The organism is Lacticaseibacillus suibinensis, assembly GCF_003946175.1.
Classification (GTDB): Bacteria; Bacillota; Bacilli; order Lactobacillales; family Lactobacillaceae; genus Lacticaseibacillus; species Lacticaseibacillus suibinensis.
Genome location: NZ_RHOK01000019.1, coordinates 20,854 through 43,009 on the forward strand (window position 1 = coordinate 20,854; position 22,156 = coordinate 43,009).

A 22,156-nucleotide genomic window follows, 5' to 3' on the forward strand; every position below is an offset into this window, starting at 1 on the left:
CCCCTTTGGGCGTTACTTGACGCCAATATATTTGATAGCGGGTTGTCGATCTTCGGTGTCGATATTGAAACTGAACTCCTTGGATTCGTGATCGCGGGTACATTCGCCGTCTACCTAAATTGAAAATGGTTCGCCAGCAGTTGCCTGTTCGGCCGCCATCAGCACCATGTCGATCAAAGCATCTGGGCTAGGATCGTGGAAATCAGGGTCAACTAGTGCGGGATAGTCTTCTAAAAAGCCGTCGATATTCATTGCGGACATTTTCGAGCTCCTTTCATGTAGCAATACGAAATTCAATCAACACCCATATAAATCACGGTGTCTTCAAGCAAGTTGAAAATGAATTCCTTTGGTTCGTCATCAATCGTGTTGTTATCAACCCAGATAATGAATTGACCGTCCATTGCCTGTGCCGCGGCATCAGCGACCAATTCCTGTAAAAAGTCAGCGCTTGGCAGAACGCCATCTGTTTTGATAAGTCTGGTGTAATCTTCGACAAAGCCGGCGATTTCAAAATTTTGTGGTTGAATCGATTTCGCATCTCTACTCATCGCTGACGCCCAGATACGAAAGCCGTAAGCCATCTTCGCCTTCGTAAGATGTGAACGAGAACAGCTTATTCATGCCGTCGTTAGTTTGTTCACTGTCGATATGCAGGTGCTGGTAGGATTCAGGGCTTTCTTCCATGAGTTCCACCATGTCTTGCAGGATCTCGTCTGGGTCAAGGCGGTAGTCGTTGTCAATTTCTTCGTTATAGTCGTCGATGAACACTTCACGACCAACTACGGTCAGGGTGGAAGTCATCATCAGGAATCAACTCCTTTCGTTGGTGGCAAGCAACCGCCGCAGCGGGCGGCGCGCGCGAGGAGTGGGGCAATGAGCTATTTCTTGTCATTGTTGTTTGGCTTCTCCTGCGGTTTGACCGGCGCGGTGGCGATCACGAGATCCTTGGCCTTCATGTACCACGAAGTTTCAACTCGGTTGAAGTTTGCGTTTGCCACGGTGTCGATCACTGGGTCAACTAAAGTCACAATCTGGTTGTACTTGAAGTCCTTGACCCCGGCCTCTGCCGGAATTGAAACTTGGATCATCATCCCTTGTTTCATGGATTTCAAGTCATAGGTGCGTTCCTTTACGTCGTCGGTACGGTTGCCGTCTTCGTCTTGCACGAAGCGTTCGCGGCGCTGTCCGGAGAATTTCAAGACGCCAAAGGTTTCTTTTAAGTCGATAACGATGCCTTCTGCTAATCGCATGTGAGTTCCTCTTTTCTTTTATTTGACTGGGACAATATCGTCGGCATTGCAGATGTAGCGCACAAAGGCTTGTTCACCGATCCGGTAGCCGACGGTCGCAATCCGCGGCTTGATGATGGTGACCGGTGCGTCAACTTCAATGCTTTCGGCCTTGTCACCTTTCTTCGCCGGAATAGTGATTTCGATGTTGTCGGTGCGCTGCAAGTCGGAGAACAGCTCGTAAGTGCGGGAGACAACCTTGCGATTGTCGCGATCACCTTCGGACAGTTCGCGCTTAAGCGAACCGAAGTACAGGTGGCCGAACGTCTTTTCAATATTTGGTGCAACAAATTTGAGTTCCATGTTGTAGCCTTCCTTTCGTATTCAAAAAGCCGGGTAGTTGGGCTACTCGGCTGTGGCTTGGTGATAGTATTCGGTTAATTGTTGAAGTAGATAATCGTAAAACGACTTGGAGATTGGGTGAACTGTGCGGCCATCAGCATATCGTGGAAACTGGATATACCAGCGATACTGACCTTCGATGAGCTTCACGTTTTTCAAAATGAGCACATGATCCAGTACGATGTCGCCTTGGAGCAGCACGTCGCCGCCGGGATTGGGATACATGTTGATAGAAGAAATGCGCATATCAGTTGCCATCTTTCTTCTTGGCACCACCGATTACAACCATCGTAGCGAGGACGCCGAGCAGCAGTACCACACCGATGACGATGAGCCAGCCAGACGTCGCGTTGCCAGTTTGTGGGAGGCCAGGCTTAGGTGTCTGCTTGTCGGTCATGACGGCCTTCACGATTTCACCATCCTTAGTGATTTCGAATGGCACGAGGGCTTCGCTAATTTCGTAGCCCTTTGGTGCATCGTATTCTTGGAAGCTGTACTTACCAGCAGGCAGATTACCAAAGGAGAAGACCCCATTCTTGTCGGTGCGACCAGATACAACCGTCTTGCCGTTTTCGTCCAGAATACGGATACCGGTGTTTGGCAGGCGCTTTCCAGTCGAAACGTCGGTCTTGGTCAGTTCGCCCATGCCTTTGATCAAGTCGTTGGTCAGTTCAAAGGCGATAGTTGGTTCCTTGGCATCAGCTTTAGTCTCACCGATCTGCTTATCCTTGCCATCGAAAACCGTCACGCCGTTCTTAGTGGATACGAGCTTGAGGGTTTCCTTAGACAGTACGAGGCTGGTAGCAGAAGGCTTGGATTCACGGAGATAGAAGGTGCCCACAGGCAGGTGCTTGATGGAGCCAGTGGAATCCTTGCCGACAGTGATAGTCTGAATGGCCTTCTTGTCAGTGTCGAGCAGTTCAAAAACTGCGCCAGCAGCGTTGCCGGTTATCACGTAGGAGTAGCCCTTACCCGAAACCAGTGTGGCAACTTCATTGATCTTCTTGAAGGTCAGTTCGTTTTCGTGGAGCTTGTTGTCGATCACCTTACCGTCGTTAAGGTCAATGTGCTTGATCTTCTCGTTGTCGGTGGTGTGGAAGTGGAAGCCGTACATGGTGGTATTCAAGTCGTGTTTCTCACCGGCATCAAGTTCCTTGACGTAGTAGTAGCCTTCTGGCAACTGGATTGCGTCAAATTCAGCCTTACCATCTTTGACCGTCGTGGTGGCAACCAGTGATTCAGACGGAATCACAGTTTCGCCAATCTTGGTTTCGCCTTGCGTGAACAAGCCGAAGACCTGACCGTTGGCGGCGACGTTCTTGATAACTGGGAGGTTGTCCTTCCAGCCGGTGATGCTTTCTTCTTGCTTGTTGAGTGTAATGTCGAGCTGCTGGAAGTCGTTCTTAGCTTCAAGTGAGGTGGAGGCCACCGTCACTTCTTGCCCGGCATACTTGAGCTCAAAAGCAATCGGATCGGTATTCATGATGAACCCGTTTGGTGCAGAGATTTCAGTTGCCGTGTACTTGCCAAGATAGAGTTCTGGGGTCTGAATCTGACCTTGAGCATCAGTGGTGCCGGTAGCAACCACGTCACCCTTGTGTGCACGAACGGTTCCGTCAGCAGTCGTAATGTCTTCGGCTGCTTTGAACTCAAACTTCGCACTAGCGAGGGCGATGTAGTCGTAGCGGTACTTATACTGGTCACCGTATTCAGTTTCAACCTTTTCGACGGCGACCGGGGTAGCCCCGGTCTTGGTCAAGGTGGCGACACCCTTTTGGGAGAGGTCAGCGAACTTGATGACCACGATGCCGTCCTTATGGCTGCCGTTGATGGTGAACTTGGCTGGTTTCTTAGCCAGTACATAGCCTTCTGGAGCTTGAACTTCTTCGAGCTGGTACTTGCCGTAGCCGAGCGCTTCGGCTGTGATTAACTCACCGGAGTTGTCGGTAGCGAACTTATCAGTCATACCGGTCTTGTCGGCTGTCGGCTGAACTTCGTACTTGTTGGCTTGCAGGTTCTTAATGCGGAAGATTGCGCCAGCGCGCAGCACGGTCTTACCGGTTTCGGTATCAACCTTGACTACCCGCAGCTTTTCTTCAATGACCTTGTTTTCGATGCTATAATGCTGGGACTTCTGGGTGCCATCAACTGTGACCGTGAACGGCTTGATGCCGTTGTAGCCCGTTGGGGTCTTGGTTTCAGCTACGGTGTAGGTGTCGTAAGGCAGATCCGCAAACTTCACGTACCCTTGGGCATCGGTGAGGCCAGTGCGAACAACCTTGCCAGTGGTCTTGCTGGTGACAGCGAACTGGGTGTCCTTGAGCATGACCGACTTAGTGCCTTTGCCTTGGGTTGACCAGTCGTAGTTCCCGTACTTGAGTAAGTCGAGATCACCAGTGATGACTTGTTCCTTGACCGTCGTGGTAGCAGTTGCAGTGGTGAGGTTCTGACCAGCGTAAGCCAACTTGAAGGCGTGCTTTTGCGGATCAAGCACGTAACCAGTCGGCGCCTTTACTTCTTGCCAGTAATAATCGTCCAGTTCCAAGCCGGAAACAGACGCCGTGTTGTTGGCGATCGTCACCGATTTCACGAGCTTGTCATCGGTTGCACGGTGGAGTTCGTAGACAGCCTCGTTTAGGCTGGCAGCACCTTGTGGCTGCTTACCAGTAACAGCGTCAACTTTTTCGATGTTGGCAGTGCCGCGCTGTTCTTGATCGGTCGTATCGACGTGAGCCGTAGTGACCGTGACAGTTTGACCAGCATACTTCAATTCAAACGGCAGCTTGGCCGTGTTCAGAACATAGCCAGCAGGGGCTTTTTCTTCCAGTGCGTAGTAGCTACCGAGCTTGAGATTCTGCAAGGTTCCTTTACCATTGCTGTCGGTCGTGATTGCACCAACCCGTGCTCCGTTATTGGTGTAGATCCCATAAACGGCGCCGTTAAGCGAGTAATAGGCATTGAACATATCACTGCCGAACTCACGCCCAATCTTGGCGAGGGTCACGTTACCGAGCTGTTCCTTGTTGCCGAGGACAACTTCAACGGTCTTGCCGGGTTCGATGGTGACTTCTTTGAGTTCACCCTTGTTGACGTAGCCGTTAGGAGCAGTGACTTCACTGATTTTGATCTTGGTGCCAGCTTTGATTCCGTTCAGGGCGGCATAGCCGTCAGTGCCGGTCGTGACTTCCTTGGTGGTGCCGGCGTATTCAAACTTGAGCTTAGCACCCGGCAGCGCCTTGTTAGTATCGGCGTCAACCTTCTTGGCTTTCACGTTACCATTCAAGTTGACCTTGATTGGCAGGCTGAACTCACCGTTGTTGGAGAGCTTGAAGTTGACGAGCTTTTGTTGTGAGCCTTTCGTGTAGACGAAAGAGGTGCCCACGTCAGCAGCCTTGGCAATCGCATAAGCCACCTTACCAGATTCCTTCGACTGGGCAGTGGCCGTCAGCGTGAGCTTATTGCCAGACTTTGCAATCTTGAGGTTCGCGGTGTTCGCTGTTTGCTGGGCGAAAACCGCGAGCCGTCCGTTAGTGTCAGTCAAGGTGATTGAATCGCCAACTGCGAGGGTGATCTGGTTGCCGTTGAACGATGGCTTGCGATCATGCGCGGAGACCTTGTTCAAGATGGCTTTCTTTTCAGCTTGGTAGGTCTTGTTCGGTGTCGTCAGCAGCGTGTCACCAAGTGTTTCCCAGATGACCATCTGGGTGACAGCGTAGTTGCGGTTGGTTGGGTTCTGGTAGTAACCATAGTAAGCAATCTTGGCTAGTTGATCCTTCTTACTGTCGGAGTAAGTGCTGGGGTTGTAACCGGAGCCGCTCATATCGAGATCGACCCCGTGCTCCACACAGAAGGCAACTTTGCCGTCCACCTTTTTCATCCACATACCGGTGTCCGTCCAATGTAAGCCATTGAACAGATGTAGGTGCCAAGTGTTATGCCAGTCAGCAACCTTGCTGTTGGTCATACTGGCGGTGAAGGCGATTGAGGCGGGGACAAAGAGTTGAACGAATAGCATAATCAATGCGGCGAAAATGGGAGTTCGCCGGGCTGCTTTCATCAATGTGATTTCCTCCATATTTATTGATTTGTTCTTGAATAAAACGAGCTTTGAGGGACAAAAAAAGCAGGTCTGGGAGCAACCTGCTTTACGTTCATTTGTGCGTTTGCTTTGCGTTAATCGTAGCTTTACGAAATGCCCATTTTGTACCAAATTAGGGCGTCACGCTCAAAACTCGTTGAAATTCCATAAAAGTGTGTGAATAGAAACGTTGATATAAGGGGATTTTGAAACTCGGTGAAACCGTATAAAACCGAGGAACGTAAAGTACGGTTTGAAGAAGGCCCGCAAGGCGAGTCAATTCTCCAAGCGTTAATCTTTCGTTCAATGCATTTAAAAGTAAGCTTGCCCTGGTGGCAGGCTTATTTTTTTCGGGTTCGCGGAGGCAGGCGGTGCGGCGCTGGGGCGCGATGGTCCGGCTGCGGGGGCCGGCCGGATAACAGCGTAAGCCTGTCGTAGCGCTTGATGGCTTAAAGTGGCTAGGTCAATTTTGATGCTGTTACCGTCACTGGCCACGTTTACCGCTAAGCACCACAAAGGACCGATTTGCTTCACTATAATGGGCACAGGACACCATTTAATGCCGATATTAACGCGCTTAATGGGATGTAATTGGGATTTTGACGATAGTGCGACTGCGCGGCGGTTGGTCATAGTGACTAGGCGACTGTGATGCTTTGCGCTAAACTGTGAAAGTTAAGGAGTGAGGCATCATCGCAAGAGAGAAAATAATGCGCCGTGATTTTTGGCGGCGCCACCGCTTTTTGGCGGTATGGGGACCAGGGCTACTGGTGATGCTGGCCGATACCGATGCTGGCTGTTTAATTACCGCCGCGCAGTCCGGTGCACAGTGGGGTTACACGATGGTGTTGCCACAGCTGGTGCTGATACCAGTCTTATTCATGGCCCAGGAAATGACGGTGCGACTGGGGATTATCACTCAGGAAGGGCATGGCGCCCTGATCCGTCAGTACTTTGGCCGCGGCTGGGCCTGGTTGGCCGCGATTACGCTTGGTATTTCCGCAGTGGGGGCGCTGCTGACGGAATTCATCGGCATTGCTGGCGTCGGGGAACTGTTTGGGGTGTCCAAGTGGATCACGATTCCCATTGCCACGATTTTTCTGGTGAGCTTAGCTTTTTTGGGCGAGTACCGCCGAGTGGAGAAAATCGGGGTGTTGGTCGGTTTAGCTGAATTCGTCTTTATCATCGCGATGTTCATGGCGCGGCCGCAGCTGTCAGATTTACTACAGGGGCTAGTGACGATTCCTTGGCATCATCGCAGCTATGTGTATTTGGTGGCGGCGAATGTCGGGGCGGTGATCATGCCTTGGATGCTGTTCTATCAGCAAGGGGCAGTGATTGATAAGCACCTGACGCCGGCAGATATCCCGCAAGAGCGCCGGGATACGGCGGTCGGCACGCTGGTGACGCAAGGCATCATGATTGTGTTCATTGTGACTTTTGCGGCGACGGTGGGGCAGCACGGCGGCAGCGAGGCCTTTGCCACAGTGGGGCAAATGGCCAGAGCGTTAGCGCCGTTTTTGGGGCGGTGGCCGGCTAACCTGCTTATTGGCATGAGTCTTTTTGGTGGTTCGATGGTTGCAGCGTTGGTGGTGGCTTTGGCTGGAACTTGGGGCCTGACTGAGGTGCTAGGCTGGCCGCATAGCTTGAATGAACCCTTCAATCGAAGCAGTGCCGGCTTTTATTTGATCTACATCGGGGCCCATGTGATTGGCGCGGTGTTGGTGTTGGCCAACATCCAGCTGGTGGACTTGGCGGTGACAGTTGAAGTGATCAATGCGCTACTGGTGCCCATTGTCCTCGGCTTTTTGCTCCTACTAGAGGCCAAGGCCTTGCCGGACCGGTATCGAATGCATGGTTGGTACCGGTTTGCCGCTACTAGCTTGTGTCTGCTGGTGATGGTGTTTGGGTTGTATATGGTGGGGCCAATTCTCCACTTGTGGTAAGGAAAATAATGAAGGCGACTTGCACCGCACCAGGTTAACCAGTAGAATACGAGCAGTTAACCTAAGGAGATCAGTATGGAAAAACTCAAAAGTCGCCTCGATGCCTTTTCCGATGGGGTGATGGCGGTCATCATCACCATCATGGTATTGGACATTGCACCAGTGCTGCACGATAGCTGGGCCCATTACCTTGCGATGGGGCAGCACATTGGCATTTATATGATTACCTTCGTGTTCGTGTTCAACATGTGGTATCAGCACAGTACGGCCTATGCCGAGATCGAGACCATGACCTATCAGATTTTGATTTGGGAAGTGGTTTTTCTGGCGGTGTTGTCCCTGATGCCGCTGTTCACCGACATGATGGCGGAAAATACCACGCGGGTGACGGTGATGCTGTATGGGGTGACCCAAGCGGTGATCAGCTTTCTGTTTCGGGGGCTGGCGAAGTCCATCGTCCATCTGCAGTTCACGACCAAAGCCGAGATGCAGCAGGTGTATCAAAAAATCTACGGCAATGCTAATCGCTGGTTAGATGGGCTGTCGTTAGTTGCCATTATTGTCGGCTACTTCCTGCCGCAGGTGGCGTTATTCTTCTACTTGGCTTACCCGATTATGAGCTTCTTCCTGAACGCCGATGCCCGCCAGCAAATGTACGATGCCGAGGCCTTACCGGCGGAGCAGCAGAAGGATCTCGCCGAACTGCCAGCTTCGGCCTATGTGGACTGGCGAAAAATCGCCGATCAGCTCTATGATCAGCGCGCCGCAGCGACAGGGCAAGGCTCGACGCCGGCCACAAGTCGCACCGAACAAGGCTCACCGCGTTGGAGTGAGTGGTTGAATCGTAGCCTGGATCCACGCTATCAAAAAGCGGTGAAAGCGAAGTTCCAAAATGCAACTCCAGAGCAACGCCAGCAAATGGCAGCGTGGTTTGCCCAGCAGCGCCGGGGTCGCAGCAATCGCCGCCACGATGAGCAGTGAGCACGCCTTAAAAACGCGGATTAAGGGCACGGATAGCTTAAAACTGCAGATAAGGAGCCATAGTTCTCCACTTTTGGCTTATTTTTGGCTCTTTTATGGGCTAACGACTGAAATAGCATTAGTGGTGGTGCTTATGCTGGAAGACAACAGTTGCTAGGCGGGCTAACTTTACTTTGTGGCGCAAGCCCGCGGTGCCTTATGACCAGATGCGATTTTGAATCAAAAATGACCAAGCACTCGCTTGGTCATGGTATTATTTGGCGCGTTGATCATACGCACGTTTTGATTTATAACCGGCAGCCAACACCTCGCACATCTTTGCGAGGTGTTTTTGCTTGGTGGCTTCGCTGGCGGTACCAAAAATGAAACGGGCCCATTCGCGCTGATAGCCTGGCGTTAAGGTGTTGAAAAAGGCCTGCAGGTCAGGCTGGGCGGCGAGCAAGGCCGCCACTTCAGGAATCATGGGTTCATAGGCGGCTAAAGGTTGGTTAGGCATGAAAGGCCTTCTTTCCTAGGTTTGCCCTCTATTTTACCAGACTGCGCCAGTCCGAGTTAAAACAGGTTAAAGGCTACCATCACCCCGCCGATGATGAAAAGACCGCCGAAGAGATACCCGCTGTATAAGGCGTACATGATGAACGGTGACGTGTTTTTGTTGCCGTTTTGTTTCATTTCTTTGAAGGCGTGGGTGGTGGCGTGAAACTGCCATAGTCCAACCACCACCAGCACGATTCCCAATAAAACACCCCAAATTGACATTTGCTTTTCCTCCTTAGTGGTAGTGCCCGGCTACCTGATGACACCCAAAGTGTAGCATTGAACAAGTCGGGCCACCTGCAACTTTCGCCTGATTTACTGGCCTGATTGCTTCAGCCTTTAGTCCCGCCTCACTGGTTGGAAAAATCAGCGGCGCCAGGTCCATTTTGGCTTTGAGACGGGTATACTAAGACCCATCAGACAAACGAGAGGATGAGGCAGATGAAGTGGGGGACAATTGCCACTTGGCGGATGGCACATGATGGCGTGGTTAAGGCCAGTGACCTATTGGCGCAGCAAGCTCAGGCTGGGGATGCTGTGGAGACGCTGATCAAAACCGTCGAGGCTTACCCGTATTATAAAAGCGTGGGGTACGGCGGTTTGCCGAATGAAGAAGGCGTGGTCGAAATGGACGCGGCGTTCATGGATGGCGACACCTTAGCCCAAGGCGCGGTCGGGGGCATCCAGAATGTCAAACATGCGATTTCGGCGGCCCGGGCCTTGGCCAAGTATCATTACAACAGCTTCCGGGTCGGCGAAGGCGCCACCAAGTTTGCGCTGCTGCATGGCTTTGAAATGACGAACATGCTGACGCCGCGAGCCAAAGCCGAATGGCAAAAACGGCTGCAAGCTTTGCGTCAGCAACCGATGACGGCTTATGATGGCCACGATACTGTCGGGGCCATTGCACTGGATCAAACCGGCTCGATGGCGGTAGGCACCTCCACTTCTGGACTGTTCATGAAAAAAGCCGGTCGGGTGGGCGATTCGCCACTGTCCGGGTCTGGCTATTATGCCGATAGTGAAGTCGGCGCCGCGGCGGCGACTGGGCTCGGCGAGGACATCATGAAAGGCTGCATGTCTTATGAAATCGTGCGGCGCATGGCGGCAGGGGCCACCCCGCAAGCCGCTTGCGACCAGGCTGTGTATCCCTTTGTGGCCAAGCTCAAAGCCCGGTATGGCAAGGTCGGTGAATTTTCACTGATTGCCATGAATCACAATGGCGAGTGGGGCGTTGCGACCAACGTTGAATTTACCTTTAGTGTGGCTACGGCGGATCAGCCGGCACAAATCCTGATCGCGCATCCAACGAGTGATGACCACACGAAGATTGAACCGGTGTCTGAAGCGTGGCTTGCAAACTATGAGCGCGAATTAAAAGCGCCGCTATAAAGGCCAACGAACGGTAGTTGACAAGCGGCTTTAGGCCCGCTATACTACCTATCAATCCCTGCAATGTAAGTAGAACCGTTCAGGAAGCGCAATCTTGACTGTGAATTGCGCCTGGTGTTCGAAACCGACTTGCAGATGAACCGATAATTTAATGAACTGACAAAGTGTGAAGCGCTGCTTCGAACGAGGATGGTACCGCCCAGGAATGGGTGCCTCGACGAAGCGGTGCTTTTTGTTTTCGAAAGGATGTTGACGATGGTTTCCCGAGTGGTGGTAAAAATTGGCACCAGCAGTTTGATTTATCCCAATGGTCAGGTGAATTTACAAACGATTGACCGCCTGGCGTATACCTTATCAGCGGTGAAAAATAGCGGCTGTGAAGTGGTGCTGGTGACTTCAGGGGCCATCGGGGTCGGCTTGGCCAGCCGCCGGATGACTGCGCGGCCCAAGGCGATTGCCGCCCAGCAGGCGCTAGCCGCGATTGGCCAGTCCGAGCTGATGCGGCTATACAGCGAGCGCTTTAGCGATTACGGCACGACGATTGCCCAACTCTTGCTGACCCATGATGTCTTTGATTATCCGCTCACCAAGCAGCATGTGCTGGACACCATTCAGACCTTGCTGGCGCAGCAGGTGATTCCCGTGATCAACGAAAATGATTCGGTGGCGACGGATGAGCTGGCGCATCGCACCACGTTTGGCGATAACGATCAACTTTCAGCGCTGGTGGCCACCCAGATTGATGCTGATCAGCTGATAGTCTTGTCTGATATTGACGGGTTGTATGATAAGGACCCGCATCAGTTTACCGATGCGCGGCTGGTGCCAGTCGTCACAACGCCGGCGATGTTGGCCGCGGCGGCCGCTGGTGGCAGCAGCTCGCGCTTCGGCACTGGTGGCATGGTGACGAAACTCCGCGCCGCCAAAGCAATGATGACCGCCGGCAAGCAAATGGTGCTGTGTTCTGGCCAAGATCCGCGCCTGGTGCTCCAGGTGCTGGCAGGTGAGCAAGTGGGCACGCGCTTTGGCCAAGTGAAGGAGGAAATGCGATGATTGATTTAAATCAAATGGGGCAACAAGCCCAAGCCGCCGCCCAAGTGCTGGCGCAGTTGGAGACCGCCACGAAAAATCAGGCGCTGCTGGCCATGGCGTCTGAGCTAACCGCCCACACCGAACAGATTTTGGCCGCCAACGCGCGTGATTTAGCGGCAGCCAGTGACCAGCCCGCCAAGTTCACCGATCGCCTGCGCCTGACCCCAGCGCGCATCAGCGATATGGCCAATGGCTTGACCAGTGTGGCGGCCTTACCTGATCCAACGGCCCGCATCGATGGTGGCTTCACCAACGCAGCGGGGCTTTCGATTATTCAAAAACGGGTCCCGCTGGGCGTGGTAGGTATGATTTACGAAGCCCGCCCGAATGTCACCGTCGATGCTGCAGGGCTGACGCTGAAAAGCGGTAACGCCGTGATCCTGCGCGGCGGGAAAGAGGCCCTGCAGTCCAACCTGGCCTTAACCCAAGTGCTGCAAACCGCGTTGACCAAGGTGGGCTTGCCGGCGCAGGCGGTGCAGTTGGTGGCGGATCCGAGCCGCGCCTTGGCCAATGACATGATGCATCTGACGGCCTATATCGATGTTCTCATTCCCCGCGGTGGCGCCGGTCTGATTCAGGCGGTGGTCAACACCGCTACCGTGCCGGTGATTGAAACCGGGGCGGGGAATTGTCACATTTATGTGGATCAAGCGGCTGACCTGGCAATGGCCAAGGCGATTGTGGTTAACGCCAAGGTGCAGCGGCCCAGCGTCTGCAACGCCGCCGAGAAGTTGTTGATTCATCAAGCGGTCGCTGCCGATTACTTGCCAGCCTTGGCGGCGGCGCTGCAGGCGCATGGGGTAGCGTTGCGTGGGGATGAGGCGGCCAGGGCGATTGTGCCTAATATGGCGGCAGCAACCGCGGCCGATTGGGATACCGAATATAATGACTTGATCATGGCCGTTAAGGTGGTCGCCGATGAGGACGAAGCGATTGCCCATATTAACCGCCACAACACGAAACATTCTGAAAGCATCATTACCGATGATTACGCCAGCAGTGAACGCTTTTTGAGTCGGGTCGACGCCGCTTGTGTCTACGTGAACGCTTCGACCCGGTTTACCGATGGCGAGCAGTTTGGTTTTGGCGCCGAAATCGGGATCAGCACGCAGAAGCTGCACGCCCGCGGACCAATGGGCTTGGCCGCCCTAACCACCACCAAGTATCAAATCCGGGGCAATGGTCAGGTGCGCGAGTAGCTCGCCGCATCATCGCGAAATGATAAAGATTTAATTTTCTTCTTATAAAATTCACATGCCTGGTTTATTATTAAGACAATAAACAGGGAGCAAAAGGCATGCGCAGAAAAAAACGGCCAATTTGGCATCGCATCATTCCATTCAGTTTACTGGTCATTAGCGTGCTTTGGCTGGCAGTGGCGGCGATTGTGCATGAGGTGACGGCCGATGACGCCACCGATGCGGCAGACGCGCCAGTGGCGGTGAGCAGTAGCGTCAGCGCTAGCAGTAACAGTGCCAGCAAGGTGAGTAGCACGGTCAAGGCTGCGACGCTGAGCAAAACGCAAGTGGCAGCCAAACAGCAACGCATCAAGCAGGCGCTGAACACGTATCTGGCGCAGATTACTAAAAGCGGCCATGTCGCGGTGAGTTTCTACAACTTAGCACCAGTGGCTGGGAGCAGTGCCGCTAAGGCCAAAGACGCGGCAGTGTACGCAGAAGGGGCGCTGGCCACCAGCGCCAATGCCCAAACCCAGATGGTGGCGGCGTCCACCTATAAGCTCTATATCACTGCTTGGCTGTTTCACGAAGTGGCCACTGGCGCCAAGACCTGGACCAGCAGCGACGAAAGCGGGTTTCAGGCGATGATCGTCAACAGTCAAAATGATTATGCGGAATCAGTGCTGAAAAGCTCCGGCGGCACGCCCATCAACACCTACCTGAGCCAATTTGGGATTACCAGTCCGTTTCACTACTCAGGGGCGGCCACCACCAGCAGTGACAACCTGCTGACGATGCTCAAGCTCCTGGTGAAAGGGCAAGGCCCGTTTGCCAATGCCACTTATCGGAACAAATTGCTTACGGCCATGGGCAAGCAGGTGTACCGTGATGGGATTCCCGCCGCCGCCAGTGCCACTGACCCAGGCAGCACGGTGCAAGATAAAGTGGGCTGGCTGGGCACTACCGATAATGACGCGGCAATCGTGACGACGGCCTCAGGTCAACGTTACTTGTTGGTGATTATGACCGATAATGGGAGTTACCAAAATTTCTCGGCGATTAAGACCTACGCCGAGAAAATTCAAACCATTGTGTATGGTAGTTAACGGTCGCACCAAGCATATGTGAAAAATGAGGTTAAGTACACTTCTGGTGTTGCTTGGCCTTTTTTAATGCAGCATTAATAATAGTGCAGAAAATCACAAAATAACGTCCGTCTTTTTAAATATAATTAATAAATTATATTGACCATAAGAATGCTGGTGGTATACTCGATTTATAAAAAGAAATGGAGGCGCTATCATGACAGCTATTACCAGACAAGCCATCGTTCGTTGCCACGCCAACGGCAACATGGAACACGATTTTATCGGCACCATCAAAAAATGCTACGAGAATTCTGCGCTGGTCATGATCGAGCAATTCGATCCGGCAGACCGGATGAATGCTCGCGACTTGCTGTATCAAGCCGTGATTTCAAAGCGCCAAATGGAGGTGCTGACGCCAGGAATTTCCGAACAGCAGCAGCTCGAAGAGGACGAAGCCGCCAGTTAAGACGGCACTGGGCCAATTATGGTATAATAGACGACGTTGCATGTCGTTAACGACAAGGGGGAACTTTTTTGGCCCAAGAAATCAATGTCGGCGAAACCGTCGACGTCACAAAGAGCAAGCAGGTCCCGTTGAGCTTTACCGGGACGGTGGAAAAGTTATATGCCAACGCCGCGTTACTGACGATTGATCAGTTCGCAAAAAAAGACCACGAAACGGTTGAGGATCTCAAACACAAAACCGTGGTCAATTATAAAGACATCACCAAAGACGGTGAAGCGGTCCAGCCGCCCGTCCCTGATGACGCGAAGAAGTAGGCCCTTGGGTCTATTTTTTATGCCATTTTTGTTCAAGCATTATATTCGCTTTTTATATCGACTTTTGGGTATGCTTGGGAGGTAAAGGAGGGATGATATGCCAGATTTTGATGCCATGAAAGACAAGGTCGCTGGCAAGGTGAAGGAAGCCGCCGGTAAGGTCACCAACAATGAAAAGTTGGAAGCCAAAGGCAAGGCCCAAAACCTGAAGGGCCAGGCCGAAGCAAAGCTGGATGCCGCCAAAAAAGACGCCGCTGCGAAAGCAGATGACGTCAAAGAGAAGGCAGCCGAAAAATTCAACGATGCCGTGGATCACGTGCAGCATGACGACTAATCATCCAAAAAAGGGCGTCTGGCCTTGGCCAGACGCCCTTTTGAGTTAAACCTGCGTTACCCCACGCCGGGACAAGTGAAATGGGGCGACGGTGCCGGCAGTGAGCTGTTGCTGCAGCCGGGGGAAGAAATCCTCATGCTCAGTGAGCGCCAGGCACACCAGCGCCGGGCCGTTGGCAGAAACGAAAGTCGTAAACCCGCCTGCTGCCAGCACCGCGCGGGAGACCATTTCGGCATGCGGATAGTAGCCGGCAGTCACTTGGGAGCGCAACGGGAAATGCTGCTGCAACCAGGCACCATCGGCATTCATCATCGCGTTCATCACGCTGCGGGCCGAAACGCCTTGCGTGCAAGGCGTAGGGTCAACCGGCGTTTCCACCACCTGGTCCGGCACGTAAATCGCGCCTTGAACCAGCTCGGTGCCGAAGTTGATGATGTTGTTCGGCCGCGCGTAGACCAGACAGCCACCGAACAAGCTGGCCTGAATGGCCGCCTGATTGGGTTCGAAAAAGGCGGCCATGTTCAGCTTGCGGGTCAAAGTGATCGGCTGCTGGCTCAGCGTTTCAGCCAGTTCGATGCCTAAAATCGTTGCGGCCAAAGAAGCCCCTAAGCCAACACTGGGCGTGACCGTGGTGTTCAAGGTCAGTTCATGGGGCACCAGCATGGGATCCAGCGCCAACGCCACATCAATAATCAGGTTGGTTTGATCCGTGGGCAGCGTCTGGTCATTGGCAGTGATCTGCCATTCAAAGCTTTCCTCGCCGATGCTTAAGGTGACGCCACGGTCAATGGCCAGCGCCAAATCAGGTTGAATTCGTGATGTAATCGTGCCAGGCACCCATATCGCCATCTTAAGTCCTCCATATCATGAGATAAGAATAAGTATATCTAATTATATTCTCATTTTCCAGCCTTTTTTCGGATTTTCAGTGAAAATGGTATACTAAGCGAGTGATAGGGAGGTTGACGGATGGTCAAACTGGTCTTACTCAGGCACGGCGAAAGTGCCGCAAATTTTTCTAATACCTATACCGGCTGGTCCGATGTCCCGCTGACGGCGCATGGCGTCGCCCAGGCGCAGGCGGCCGGGCAGGCGCTGGCGGCACAGCAAATTTTGTTCGGGCATGTGCATACGTCGGTGCTCAAACGGGCCATCGAAACGGCCTACCTGGTGCAAGATGCGATTGGCCAAAACTGGCTCCCCATCACCAAATCTTGGCGCTTGAATGAGCGGCATTACGGGGCCTTGCGCGGCATCAACAAGGACGAAACGCGCCAGCTCTTTGGCGCTCAGCAAGTGGCCTTGTGGCGGCGCAGTTACACCAACCGCCCGCCGTTGTTGGTCAATCCCAGCCGGAGCCGGCGCTATCACCGCTTCCCGGCCAGCATCATTCCTCGCGGTGAAAGTCTGCAGGACGCCGAGACGCGTTTGATTGCCTACTGGAGCGATGAACTGGCACCGCGCCTGTTGCGCCAGGAGAACCAGTTGGTGGTCGCGCATGGTTCAACGCTGCGGGCCCTGATTAAATATTTGGAAGCCATTCCCGATGATCAAATCGATCAGGTGGAGGTGGCCAATGCCCAGCCGATTGTTTACACCTTAGACGACCGGTTGCACATTGTGGCTAAAACTGTCATCACCAAATGAAGCCACGAAAAAAGCCGCATCGCTGCGGCTTTTTTGAATCTCATTAAGCTAAGGCTCCCATTGGATCCCATGGCTTCAGGACAGTTGGGTGATCGTATTCATTCTTGATGACATCTTGCAGGTCTTGGCTCAGGTACTTCTTGTTGATGACCACTTGGTAAACGAATTCGTCGAACCAAGCATCACTCGCAACGAAGTAACCTTTGTCGCCGGCTTTTTCACCCCAAGAGTTTTCAACCTTCCACTTGGTTGGCTGGCCGTCAACAATGTCCACCCCGGTGATAACCATGGCGTGAGTCATCAGGCTTTCGCCGTAATCCAAGCGATCAGCCTTGGTCATGTCGAAGTTGGCGTTGAACAGACCGTTCTTGTCGAACAAGGCTGGATCCATGATGCCCAGCTTGCTGTCAGAGGACTGACCAACATCGGAACCGAACCAGACGGTTTCGCCGTTTTCCAGCTGCTTGATGGCCAGTTGCTTGAGGTTGTCCACGGTCAGGTTCAAGTGGCGTACTTCGCGGCCGCCAATGACATTGCCCAGCATCTCAACGGTGTACAGGTGGTTATAAGGCTTGTCTGCCGTAGGGGCATTGATTAAGCTCTGGAACGCGTTGGTGTCCCAGCCAATGTACTTTTCGTAGAAAGTGCGAGGGGTCAAGTCGCGGTCGATGTGGTAGTTCTTGTCATCGTCGCGATATTCGAAGTCGAACTTGGTTGGTGGCACGCCCAGCGTGTAAGCCAAAATCCGGTAATCTTCGGAGAGCATCTGGTCCTTGGCTGTTTGAATGTCTTCAGCGCTGGCGTTGTCAGCGACAAGCTTGCGCAGGGTCACAGCGTCTTTGCGCAACTTCAGGTTCAAGACTTTGTTCATCTGACCAGAAGCAGAGGAGCTGAAGGTTTCAGGCATCACGGACTTCGGCACGATCCCGTACTTGTCGATGATGGCAGTCAGCATATCCCACTGACCACCATCGCCCTGAGGGTTGGCCATCAGCCAAGCCACTTTGCGGCTATCGATGTCTTCACCGGCCGTCTTCAAGACGTTTTCGTAGAAGTAGTTGGACTTTTCGAATTTGTCCCAGAAGAAAGTAAAGTTCTGGGAGAGTTCGAAGCCTTTGATTTTGAATTGTTGTTGAATGTCATGACGCATCGTGTTCAATGCGGCGAACATCCAGCAGCGGCCGGATTGTTTCTGGTCGGCCACGGTGCCGGTGCTCAAATCGATGGAGAAGGTTTTCTCCATTGTGGTTTGGCTGTGCACGTCCTCGCTGGACTTCAGCACCCCGTTGTTCATGACGGCTTTTTGGATGGCCGCGCTGCCTGGGGTATTTTCCAGGTCAGCTTGGTACTTAGCAAGATCTTCAGCAGTAACTGCCTTTGACATGTTCCGTTCACTCCTTTAATTAGAAAATAATGATACATTCTCAGACTTTCTCAGTTTAGCATAAAGCCGCAGGGGAAGGAACCCGCGCCGACTGAAAAAACGCAAGCAATGTTGACCCCAAAATGAAAATCAGCTGACAAAAGCCTTGCCGACGAATTTTGGTGGTTGTAAACGCAGGCACAAACAGCGGTGATTGACGGTGGCTGCCGCGTCGGCCTAGACTGAGGTTAGCGGCCGGCGCAACGACCGGCTGGCGTTATGGTATGCCCCAAGCTGACGTGATCAATGCTATCCGGCAAAGGAATCTTGCAAAAATTGACTGTTCCGACAAGACCGGGAATGTTATGGTTAACTAGGATTCCTATCACAAGGAACTGAACGCTGAACGGGCCGGTCAAGCCAATGCGGCTAGCGGGTGGCCATCGGCGCGGACTGAAATTAGGATTGACCGTCGTTGTGTCTTGACGCAATGGCGATGAAAACGGTGCTCGGAGGGAGTTTGTTTATGGCAAAAAATGCAGTGGTGTATACGGTCAGTGGCCCGCACATTTTACTTTGCGCCACCTCGGTTGCTTCTTTGATCGACCATTATCAAAGCGAAGCGGCGCTTGATATCCTGGTGGTCACAGAAGGCGAGCTTGATGCCGATGTTGCGCTACTGCGTGAGTTGCCTGACTTCTACCAGAAACCGCAAGTTCATTTGTTTGTCTGGCAAAAGCCGCCCATCACCTCTGAACTCAAGCACTACGATAATGCGCGGTTCGGGCAGGTGACCTTGTGGCGGCTGTTCGTGCCGGCGTATTTTCCTAATTACGAACAGCTTTTGATGATCGATAACGACACCATCGTCATGGCCGATATTTCGCCACTGTTCAGCCTGAATCAGCCAGGTAACGTGATGGCGGCAGTGCCAGATTTCTACTATTACACGTTAAACCCGCCGGTTGACCAAAATGTCTTACCGGATTTTCCGAGCATGAAGGCGTACTTCAACTCCGGGGTGCTGGTCATCAATGTGGCCCTGTATAACGAGCAGTTCAAGCCGGAGATGCTGGTTGAGCGTGCGGATCAGGCTAATTACCAATACCCTGATCAAACGTTGCTCAATCTGTTGACGGCGGGCAAGGTGACCTTGCTCCCGTTCCGGTACAACTTCCAAAAAGACGATGACTGGCTGACCCACTGGGCGCAGCAAACCGACCCGGCAGTGGCTGCTGACATGACCGCGGAGCGCCAGCACGTGGTGATTCGCCATTTTCTCAGCAATCTCTATGGCTACCGGCCGTGGGGTCATTTGGCGGTGATGGATGAATTCGAAGCCGCTTTTTGGCAGTACTTCAGCCAAACTCGGGAATTTTTCACAACAGAAACCAAGCGCAGAGGGTTGAACCACTATTAATGTGGTTACCCACATAGAGGAGAGTAAATATGCTTTATACTGTCACACCAATTCAAGGCCCCACCGACCAAGCGGTGATCAAGCCCAAAGAAGATACCGCCGTTTTTCTTGGTCACATCGGGTTTTTGCCTCTGCGCTATTCCCGCTACATCAACAATGAAGACCACTGGGAAACTGAAATCAAAGGTGGAATTTTAGCGCCAGTGCAAGCCGGCGATATTGTCATCCCGCAAGTACCAGGGTATGCGCCGCTGACGGTGGAAGATGCCTTCGTGCATGGTACCCATGATCGCGGCGGGAAGGTGATTGCCTTGGTGCACGACGCGGAATATTTGCGCTATCCCAAGAGCTACGACCGCAAGACCTGGGTCGAATACCTCGGCTCCTACGACGCCTTGCTGGTGAACACCCCAGAAGAAAAGCGCCAAGTCTTGGCCAGTGGGGTAAACCTGCCCATCGTCGTGACGGGTCCTTGGGGCTATATTCAACCCATCGGCTCGCGGCAGCCGCATTTTTCCAAGACGATTCATTATGCCGGTAATCTGGTGGAATGGAAGGGCGGCTTCATGGCCAACATCCCAGCCGGACTTGATGTGAAACTATACGGCTCCAGTGATGGTAATAGCGATCTAGGCTATAGCATTGCCGATTCCGTGGAGCGCATGGGTTCCTATTCGCAGGAAGCCTTGGCGCTGGCCTTGGATAATGGCTTTGGGCTGGTTTGGGACGAGAATTCGACCCATCACTACAACGACTACGCCATGATCAACATGCCGCATAAGCTGAGCCTGTACCTGTCGCTGGGGCTGCCAGTCATTGCCAAAAAAGGCAGCCAGGTCGGCAACTTTGTGGCGGCCAATCACGTCGGCATTGTGGTGGACGATATGGAAGCCTTGGTGCCAGTGATGGCAGCCATGGATGAAGCCCATTACAACGAATTGCTGGCGGCGGTCAAGCCAATGGAAGCTTTGGTTCGCTCTGGGCGCCATCTTCAACTGGCTGCCCTCAAAGCCATCATGGCTGTGAACGGCATTTCAGAATATTAAGGCACCGCTAGCTGTTTCCACACCGCCTGCCGCACTGGCAGACGGCGTTCCCTTTGCCTCAGGAGGTCAACATGAATTTTATTATCAGTCCGCTTCAAGCGGCGTCCGATCAGGCTGTGGTCAAGCCGAAAGAAGACGTTGCGCATTATCTTCAGCAAATCGGGCTTCAGCCTCTTTGGTACAATCGCTTCATCAAGTTTGAAGGCGACGGCGATTGGGCCGGGCGTATCGAAGGGATGCTGGGGCCAGTGCAAGCTGGCGATGTGGTCATCTACCAGACGCCGACCTACGCGGATATCACGATTGAAAAGTACATCATTGAGGCCGTGCACCAGCGCCACGCGAAAATCGTCGCGTTGGTCCATGATGTGGAGTATCTGCGCTATCCGGAGTTGTATCCGAAAGTGGAATGGTTGGCTTATCTCAATAGTTTTGACGTGGTGATGGTGTCAACGGTGCCGATGGCAGCTGCGATTAAGGCGGACGGGGTGAAGCGGCCCATCATTATCAGCGGCCCATGGGGGTACGTGGAGCCGATGACGTACCGCCAACCAAGCTTCAGCCGGACCTTGCATTATGCTGGCAATCTGATGAAGTGGAAGAGTGGCTTCCTGCGGCATGTGCCTGCCAGCCTGGATGTCCAGGTCTATGGCTCGGAGAATGGTCAAACGAATTTAAGCTATCCGCTTGGCCCTGGGGTCACTTACCGCGGCACCATGTCGCAAGCGCAGTTAGGCTTAACGCTGACGCACGGCTTTGGCTTGATTTGGGATGAAGACGATCAGGATCATTACGCGGCCTATGCGCGCATCAACCAGGCGCATAAATTCAGCCTGTACTTGGCGCTGGGCTTGCCGGTGATTGCCAACCGGGAAAGTGCGATTGGGGCCTACATCGAGCAAAATCATGTCGGCCTGGTGGTTGATCGCCTGGCCCAGCTTCCTGATGTGCTGGCGGCGCAAACTGAAGTCACCTATGGCCCACTGGTTGACCAGGTCAAAGCGCTGTCGGCCTTGATTCGCTCTGGCCGGCACACGCAACTGGCCGCTTTAAAAGCCGTCTTAGCGGCGCATGACATTACCAGCGAGTAGGTGGCACCTGAGGCCCCGCTTGGCCTAGTTTTAATAACTGCCACCTTCACTAGCGTTAAAAAGAAGCGGCTTCATTCCCAGTAGATAGGGAATGAAGCCGCTTAATTGTGGCACTGGCAGTTGCTTATTGGTTGAAGGGGCCACGCTTGCTTTTCGCCCGCCAACTTTGGTTCACTAGAGGCAGCCACCGACCCCAATCAGGGCCGGCCGCCAGAATTGTTCCCTATGTGTACCATTTTTCGAAACGAGAGTTGTCATATATGAGCGTGGAAATAATTGGCCTGTGCTATACTTTAAATAACATTTTTTCTGAAAAATGAGCCTCTGCCGCTTAAAACATGGTCAAAAGCGGCACCAAGATGCCAATCAGCATCAATCCGGCCAACAGAAACGCCATGAAAATTTGTGAACCTTTACCCCCAGGCTTTTTCTTGGTGGGCTTGACGATTTCCTTTTTTTCTTTGGCGAACCGGCCTTCGATATCTTGGTCGAGCAAGCTATCGGCTTGATTAATCTTTTTTTTCTCTGTTTTCATACCCACATTATATG

General features: G+C 52.9%; 24 protein-coding genes and 1 pseudogene. 13 read left to right on the forward strand and 12 right to left on the reverse strand.

Annotated features, from left to right (window positions below; genetic code table 11):
• Positions 1-12 precede the first annotated feature (12 nt).
• The 7 genes and pseudogenes from EKM90_RS13205 to EKM90_RS09820 form a co-directional block, all read right to left on the reverse strand.
• Positions 13-261, reverse strand: a pseudogene (locus tag EKM90_RS13205) (hypothetical protein).
• Between the two features lie 32 nt (positions 262-293).
• Positions 294-551: a hypothetical protein gene (locus tag EKM90_RS09795; protein WP_125582136.1), complete on the reverse strand. Its 258-nt coding sequence runs from the start codon at positions 549-551 to the stop codon at positions 294-296.
• Positions 544-807: a hypothetical protein gene (locus tag EKM90_RS09800; RefSeq protein WP_003606402.1), complete on the reverse strand. Its 264-nt coding sequence runs from the start codon at positions 805-807 to the stop codon at positions 544-546. The genes EKM90_RS09795 and EKM90_RS09800 overlap by 8 nt, the downstream gene beginning before the upstream one ends.
• 74 nt (positions 808-881) lie before the next feature.
• Entirely contained in the window at positions 882-1,253 is a 372-nt protein-coding gene (locus EKM90_RS09805; RefSeq protein WP_125582138.1) for a YdcP family protein, read from the reverse strand.
• A gap of 18 nt (positions 1,254-1,271) precedes the next feature.
• The gene (locus EKM90_RS09810) at positions 1,272-1,595 is read right to left on the reverse strand and encodes a DUF961 family protein (protein ID WP_003606404.1); all 324 of its coding nucleotides are present in this window, start codon (positions 1,593-1,595) and stop codon (positions 1,272-1,274) included.
• A gap of 42 nt (positions 1,596-1,637) precedes the next feature.
• The gene (locus tag EKM90_RS09815) at positions 1,638-1,880 is read right to left on the reverse strand and encodes a hypothetical protein (protein ID WP_003606405.1); all 243 of its coding nucleotides are present in this window, start codon (positions 1,878-1,880) and stop codon (positions 1,638-1,640) included.
• 1 nt (position 1,881) lies between these two features.
• Positions 1,882-5,691 (reverse strand): SpaA isopeptide-forming pilin-related protein, encoded by a 3,810-nt coding sequence (locus tag EKM90_RS09820; protein ID WP_191987477.1) that lies wholly within the window; start codon positions 5,689-5,691, stop codon positions 1,882-1,884.
• A 731-nt stretch (positions 5,692-6,422) separates the two neighbouring features.
• Here EKM90_RS09820 and EKM90_RS09830 point away from each other — a divergent pair.
• Both EKM90_RS09830 and EKM90_RS09835 read left to right on the forward strand, forming a co-directional pair.
• Complete coding sequence (locus EKM90_RS09830; RefSeq protein WP_225422820.1) at positions 6,423-7,658, forward strand: NRAMP family divalent metal transporter; 1,236 nt, start codon at positions 6,423-6,425, stop codon at positions 7,656-7,658.
• 75 nt (positions 7,659-7,733) lie between these two features.
• Positions 7,734-8,639: a TMEM175 family protein gene (locus EKM90_RS09835; RefSeq protein ID WP_125582142.1), complete on the forward strand. Its 906-nt coding sequence runs from the start codon at positions 7,734-7,736 to the stop codon at positions 8,637-8,639.
• Positions 8,640-8,892: 253 nt separating this feature from the next.
• Here the strand turns inward: EKM90_RS09835 and EKM90_RS09840 are convergent, their stop codons facing one another.
• Together EKM90_RS09840 and EKM90_RS09845 are read right to left on the reverse strand one after the other, a co-directional pair.
• Complete coding sequence (locus EKM90_RS09840; RefSeq protein ID WP_125582144.1) at positions 8,893-9,135, reverse strand: YdeI/OmpD-associated family protein; 243 nt, start codon at positions 9,133-9,135, stop codon at positions 8,893-8,895.
• Between the two features lie 56 nt (positions 9,136-9,191).
• A complete protein-coding gene (locus EKM90_RS09845; protein ID WP_125582146.1) occupies positions 9,192-9,398 on the reverse strand; it encodes a hypothetical protein in 207 nt (68 codons plus the stop codon).
• A gap of 210 nt (positions 9,399-9,608) precedes the next feature.
• On the opposite strand from EKM90_RS09845, the gene EKM90_RS09850 reads away from it, so the two are divergent.
• The 7 genes from EKM90_RS09850 (at position 9,609) to EKM90_RS09880 (ending at position 15,040) form a co-directional block, all read left to right on the forward strand.
• Entirely contained in the window at positions 9,609-10,568 is a 960-nt protein-coding gene (locus tag EKM90_RS09850) for a N(4)-(beta-N-acetylglucosaminyl)-L-asparaginase (protein ID WP_164507942.1), read from the forward strand.
• Positions 10,569-10,814: 246 nt separating this feature from the next.
• A complete protein-coding gene (proB, locus tag EKM90_RS09855) occupies positions 10,815-11,621 on the forward strand; it encodes a glutamate 5-kinase (RefSeq protein ID WP_125582186.1) in 807 nt (268 codons plus the stop codon).
• On the forward strand, positions 11,618-12,859 hold the full coding sequence (locus tag EKM90_RS09860; RefSeq protein WP_125582151.1) for a glutamate-5-semialdehyde dehydrogenase: 1,242 nt from the start codon (positions 11,618-11,620) through the stop codon (positions 12,857-12,859). Before proB ends, EKM90_RS09860 begins: the two co-directional genes overlap by 4 nt.
• A gap of 98 nt (positions 12,860-12,957) precedes the next feature.
• A complete protein-coding gene (locus EKM90_RS09865) occupies positions 12,958-13,944 on the forward strand; it encodes a serine hydrolase (RefSeq protein WP_125582153.1) in 987 nt (328 codons plus the stop codon).
• 196 nt (positions 13,945-14,140) lie between these two features.
• A complete protein-coding gene (locus tag EKM90_RS09870) occupies positions 14,141-14,392 on the forward strand; it encodes a hypothetical protein (RefSeq protein WP_125582155.1) in 252 nt (83 codons plus the stop codon).
• A gap of 68 nt (positions 14,393-14,460) precedes the next feature.
• Positions 14,461-14,706: a hypothetical protein gene (locus tag EKM90_RS09875; protein WP_125582157.1), complete on the forward strand. Its 246-nt coding sequence runs from the start codon at positions 14,461-14,463 to the stop codon at positions 14,704-14,706.
• 97 nt (positions 14,707-14,803) lie between these two features.
• Positions 14,804-15,040 (forward strand): CsbD family protein, encoded by a 237-nt coding sequence (locus EKM90_RS09880; RefSeq protein ID WP_125582159.1) that lies wholly within the window; start codon positions 14,804-14,806, stop codon positions 15,038-15,040.
• A gap of 45 nt (positions 15,041-15,085) precedes the next feature.
• On the opposite strand, the gene EKM90_RS09885 is transcribed toward EKM90_RS09880, so the two are convergent.
• Positions 15,086-15,889 carry a homoserine kinase gene (locus EKM90_RS09885; RefSeq protein WP_125582161.1) on the reverse strand — a complete coding sequence of 268 codons (804 nt, stop codon included), beginning with the start codon at positions 15,887-15,889 and terminating at the stop codon, positions 15,086-15,088.
• Between the two features lie 120 nt (positions 15,890-16,009).
• Here EKM90_RS09885 and EKM90_RS09890 point away from each other — a divergent pair, with 120 nt between their 5' ends.
• A complete protein-coding gene (locus tag EKM90_RS09890) occupies positions 16,010-16,687 on the forward strand; it encodes a 2,3-bisphosphoglycerate-dependent phosphoglycerate mutase (RefSeq protein ID WP_125582163.1) in 678 nt (225 codons plus the stop codon).
• A 43-nt stretch (positions 16,688-16,730) separates the two neighbouring features.
• Here EKM90_RS09890 and EKM90_RS09895 read toward each other — a convergent pair whose 3' ends face one another.
• The gene (locus EKM90_RS09895) at positions 16,731-18,071 is read right to left on the reverse strand and encodes a C1 family peptidase (RefSeq protein WP_125582164.1); all 1,341 of its coding nucleotides are present in this window, start codon (positions 18,069-18,071) and stop codon (positions 16,731-16,733) included.
• Between the two features lie 505 nt (positions 18,072-18,576).
• On the opposite strand from EKM90_RS09895, the gene EKM90_RS09900 reads away from it, so the two are divergent.
• The 3 genes from EKM90_RS09900 (at position 18,577) to EKM90_RS09910 (ending at position 21,607) form a co-directional block, all read left to right on the forward strand.
• Positions 18,577-19,470: a glycosyltransferase family 8 protein gene (locus EKM90_RS09900; RefSeq protein ID WP_164507943.1), complete on the forward strand. Its 894-nt coding sequence runs from the start codon at positions 18,577-18,579 to the stop codon at positions 19,468-19,470.
• A 29-nt stretch (positions 19,471-19,499) separates the two neighbouring features.
• Positions 19,500-20,516 carry a galactofuranosyltransferase gene (locus tag EKM90_RS09905; protein WP_125582168.1) on the forward strand — a complete coding sequence of 339 codons (1,017 nt, stop codon included), beginning with the start codon at positions 19,500-19,502 and terminating at the stop codon, positions 20,514-20,516.
• 71 nt (positions 20,517-20,587) lie between these two features.
• Complete coding sequence (locus EKM90_RS09910) at positions 20,588-21,607, forward strand: galactofuranosyltransferase (RefSeq protein ID WP_125582170.1); 1,020 nt, start codon at positions 20,588-20,590, stop codon at positions 21,605-21,607.
• Between the two features lie 331 nt (positions 21,608-21,938).
• Here the strand turns inward: EKM90_RS09910 and EKM90_RS09915 are convergent, their stop codons facing one another.
• Positions 21,939-22,142 carry a hypothetical protein gene (locus EKM90_RS09915; protein WP_125582172.1) on the reverse strand — a complete coding sequence of 68 codons (204 nt, stop codon included), beginning with the start codon at positions 22,140-22,142 and terminating at the stop codon, positions 21,939-21,941.
• Positions 22,143-22,156 lie beyond the last annotated feature (14 nt).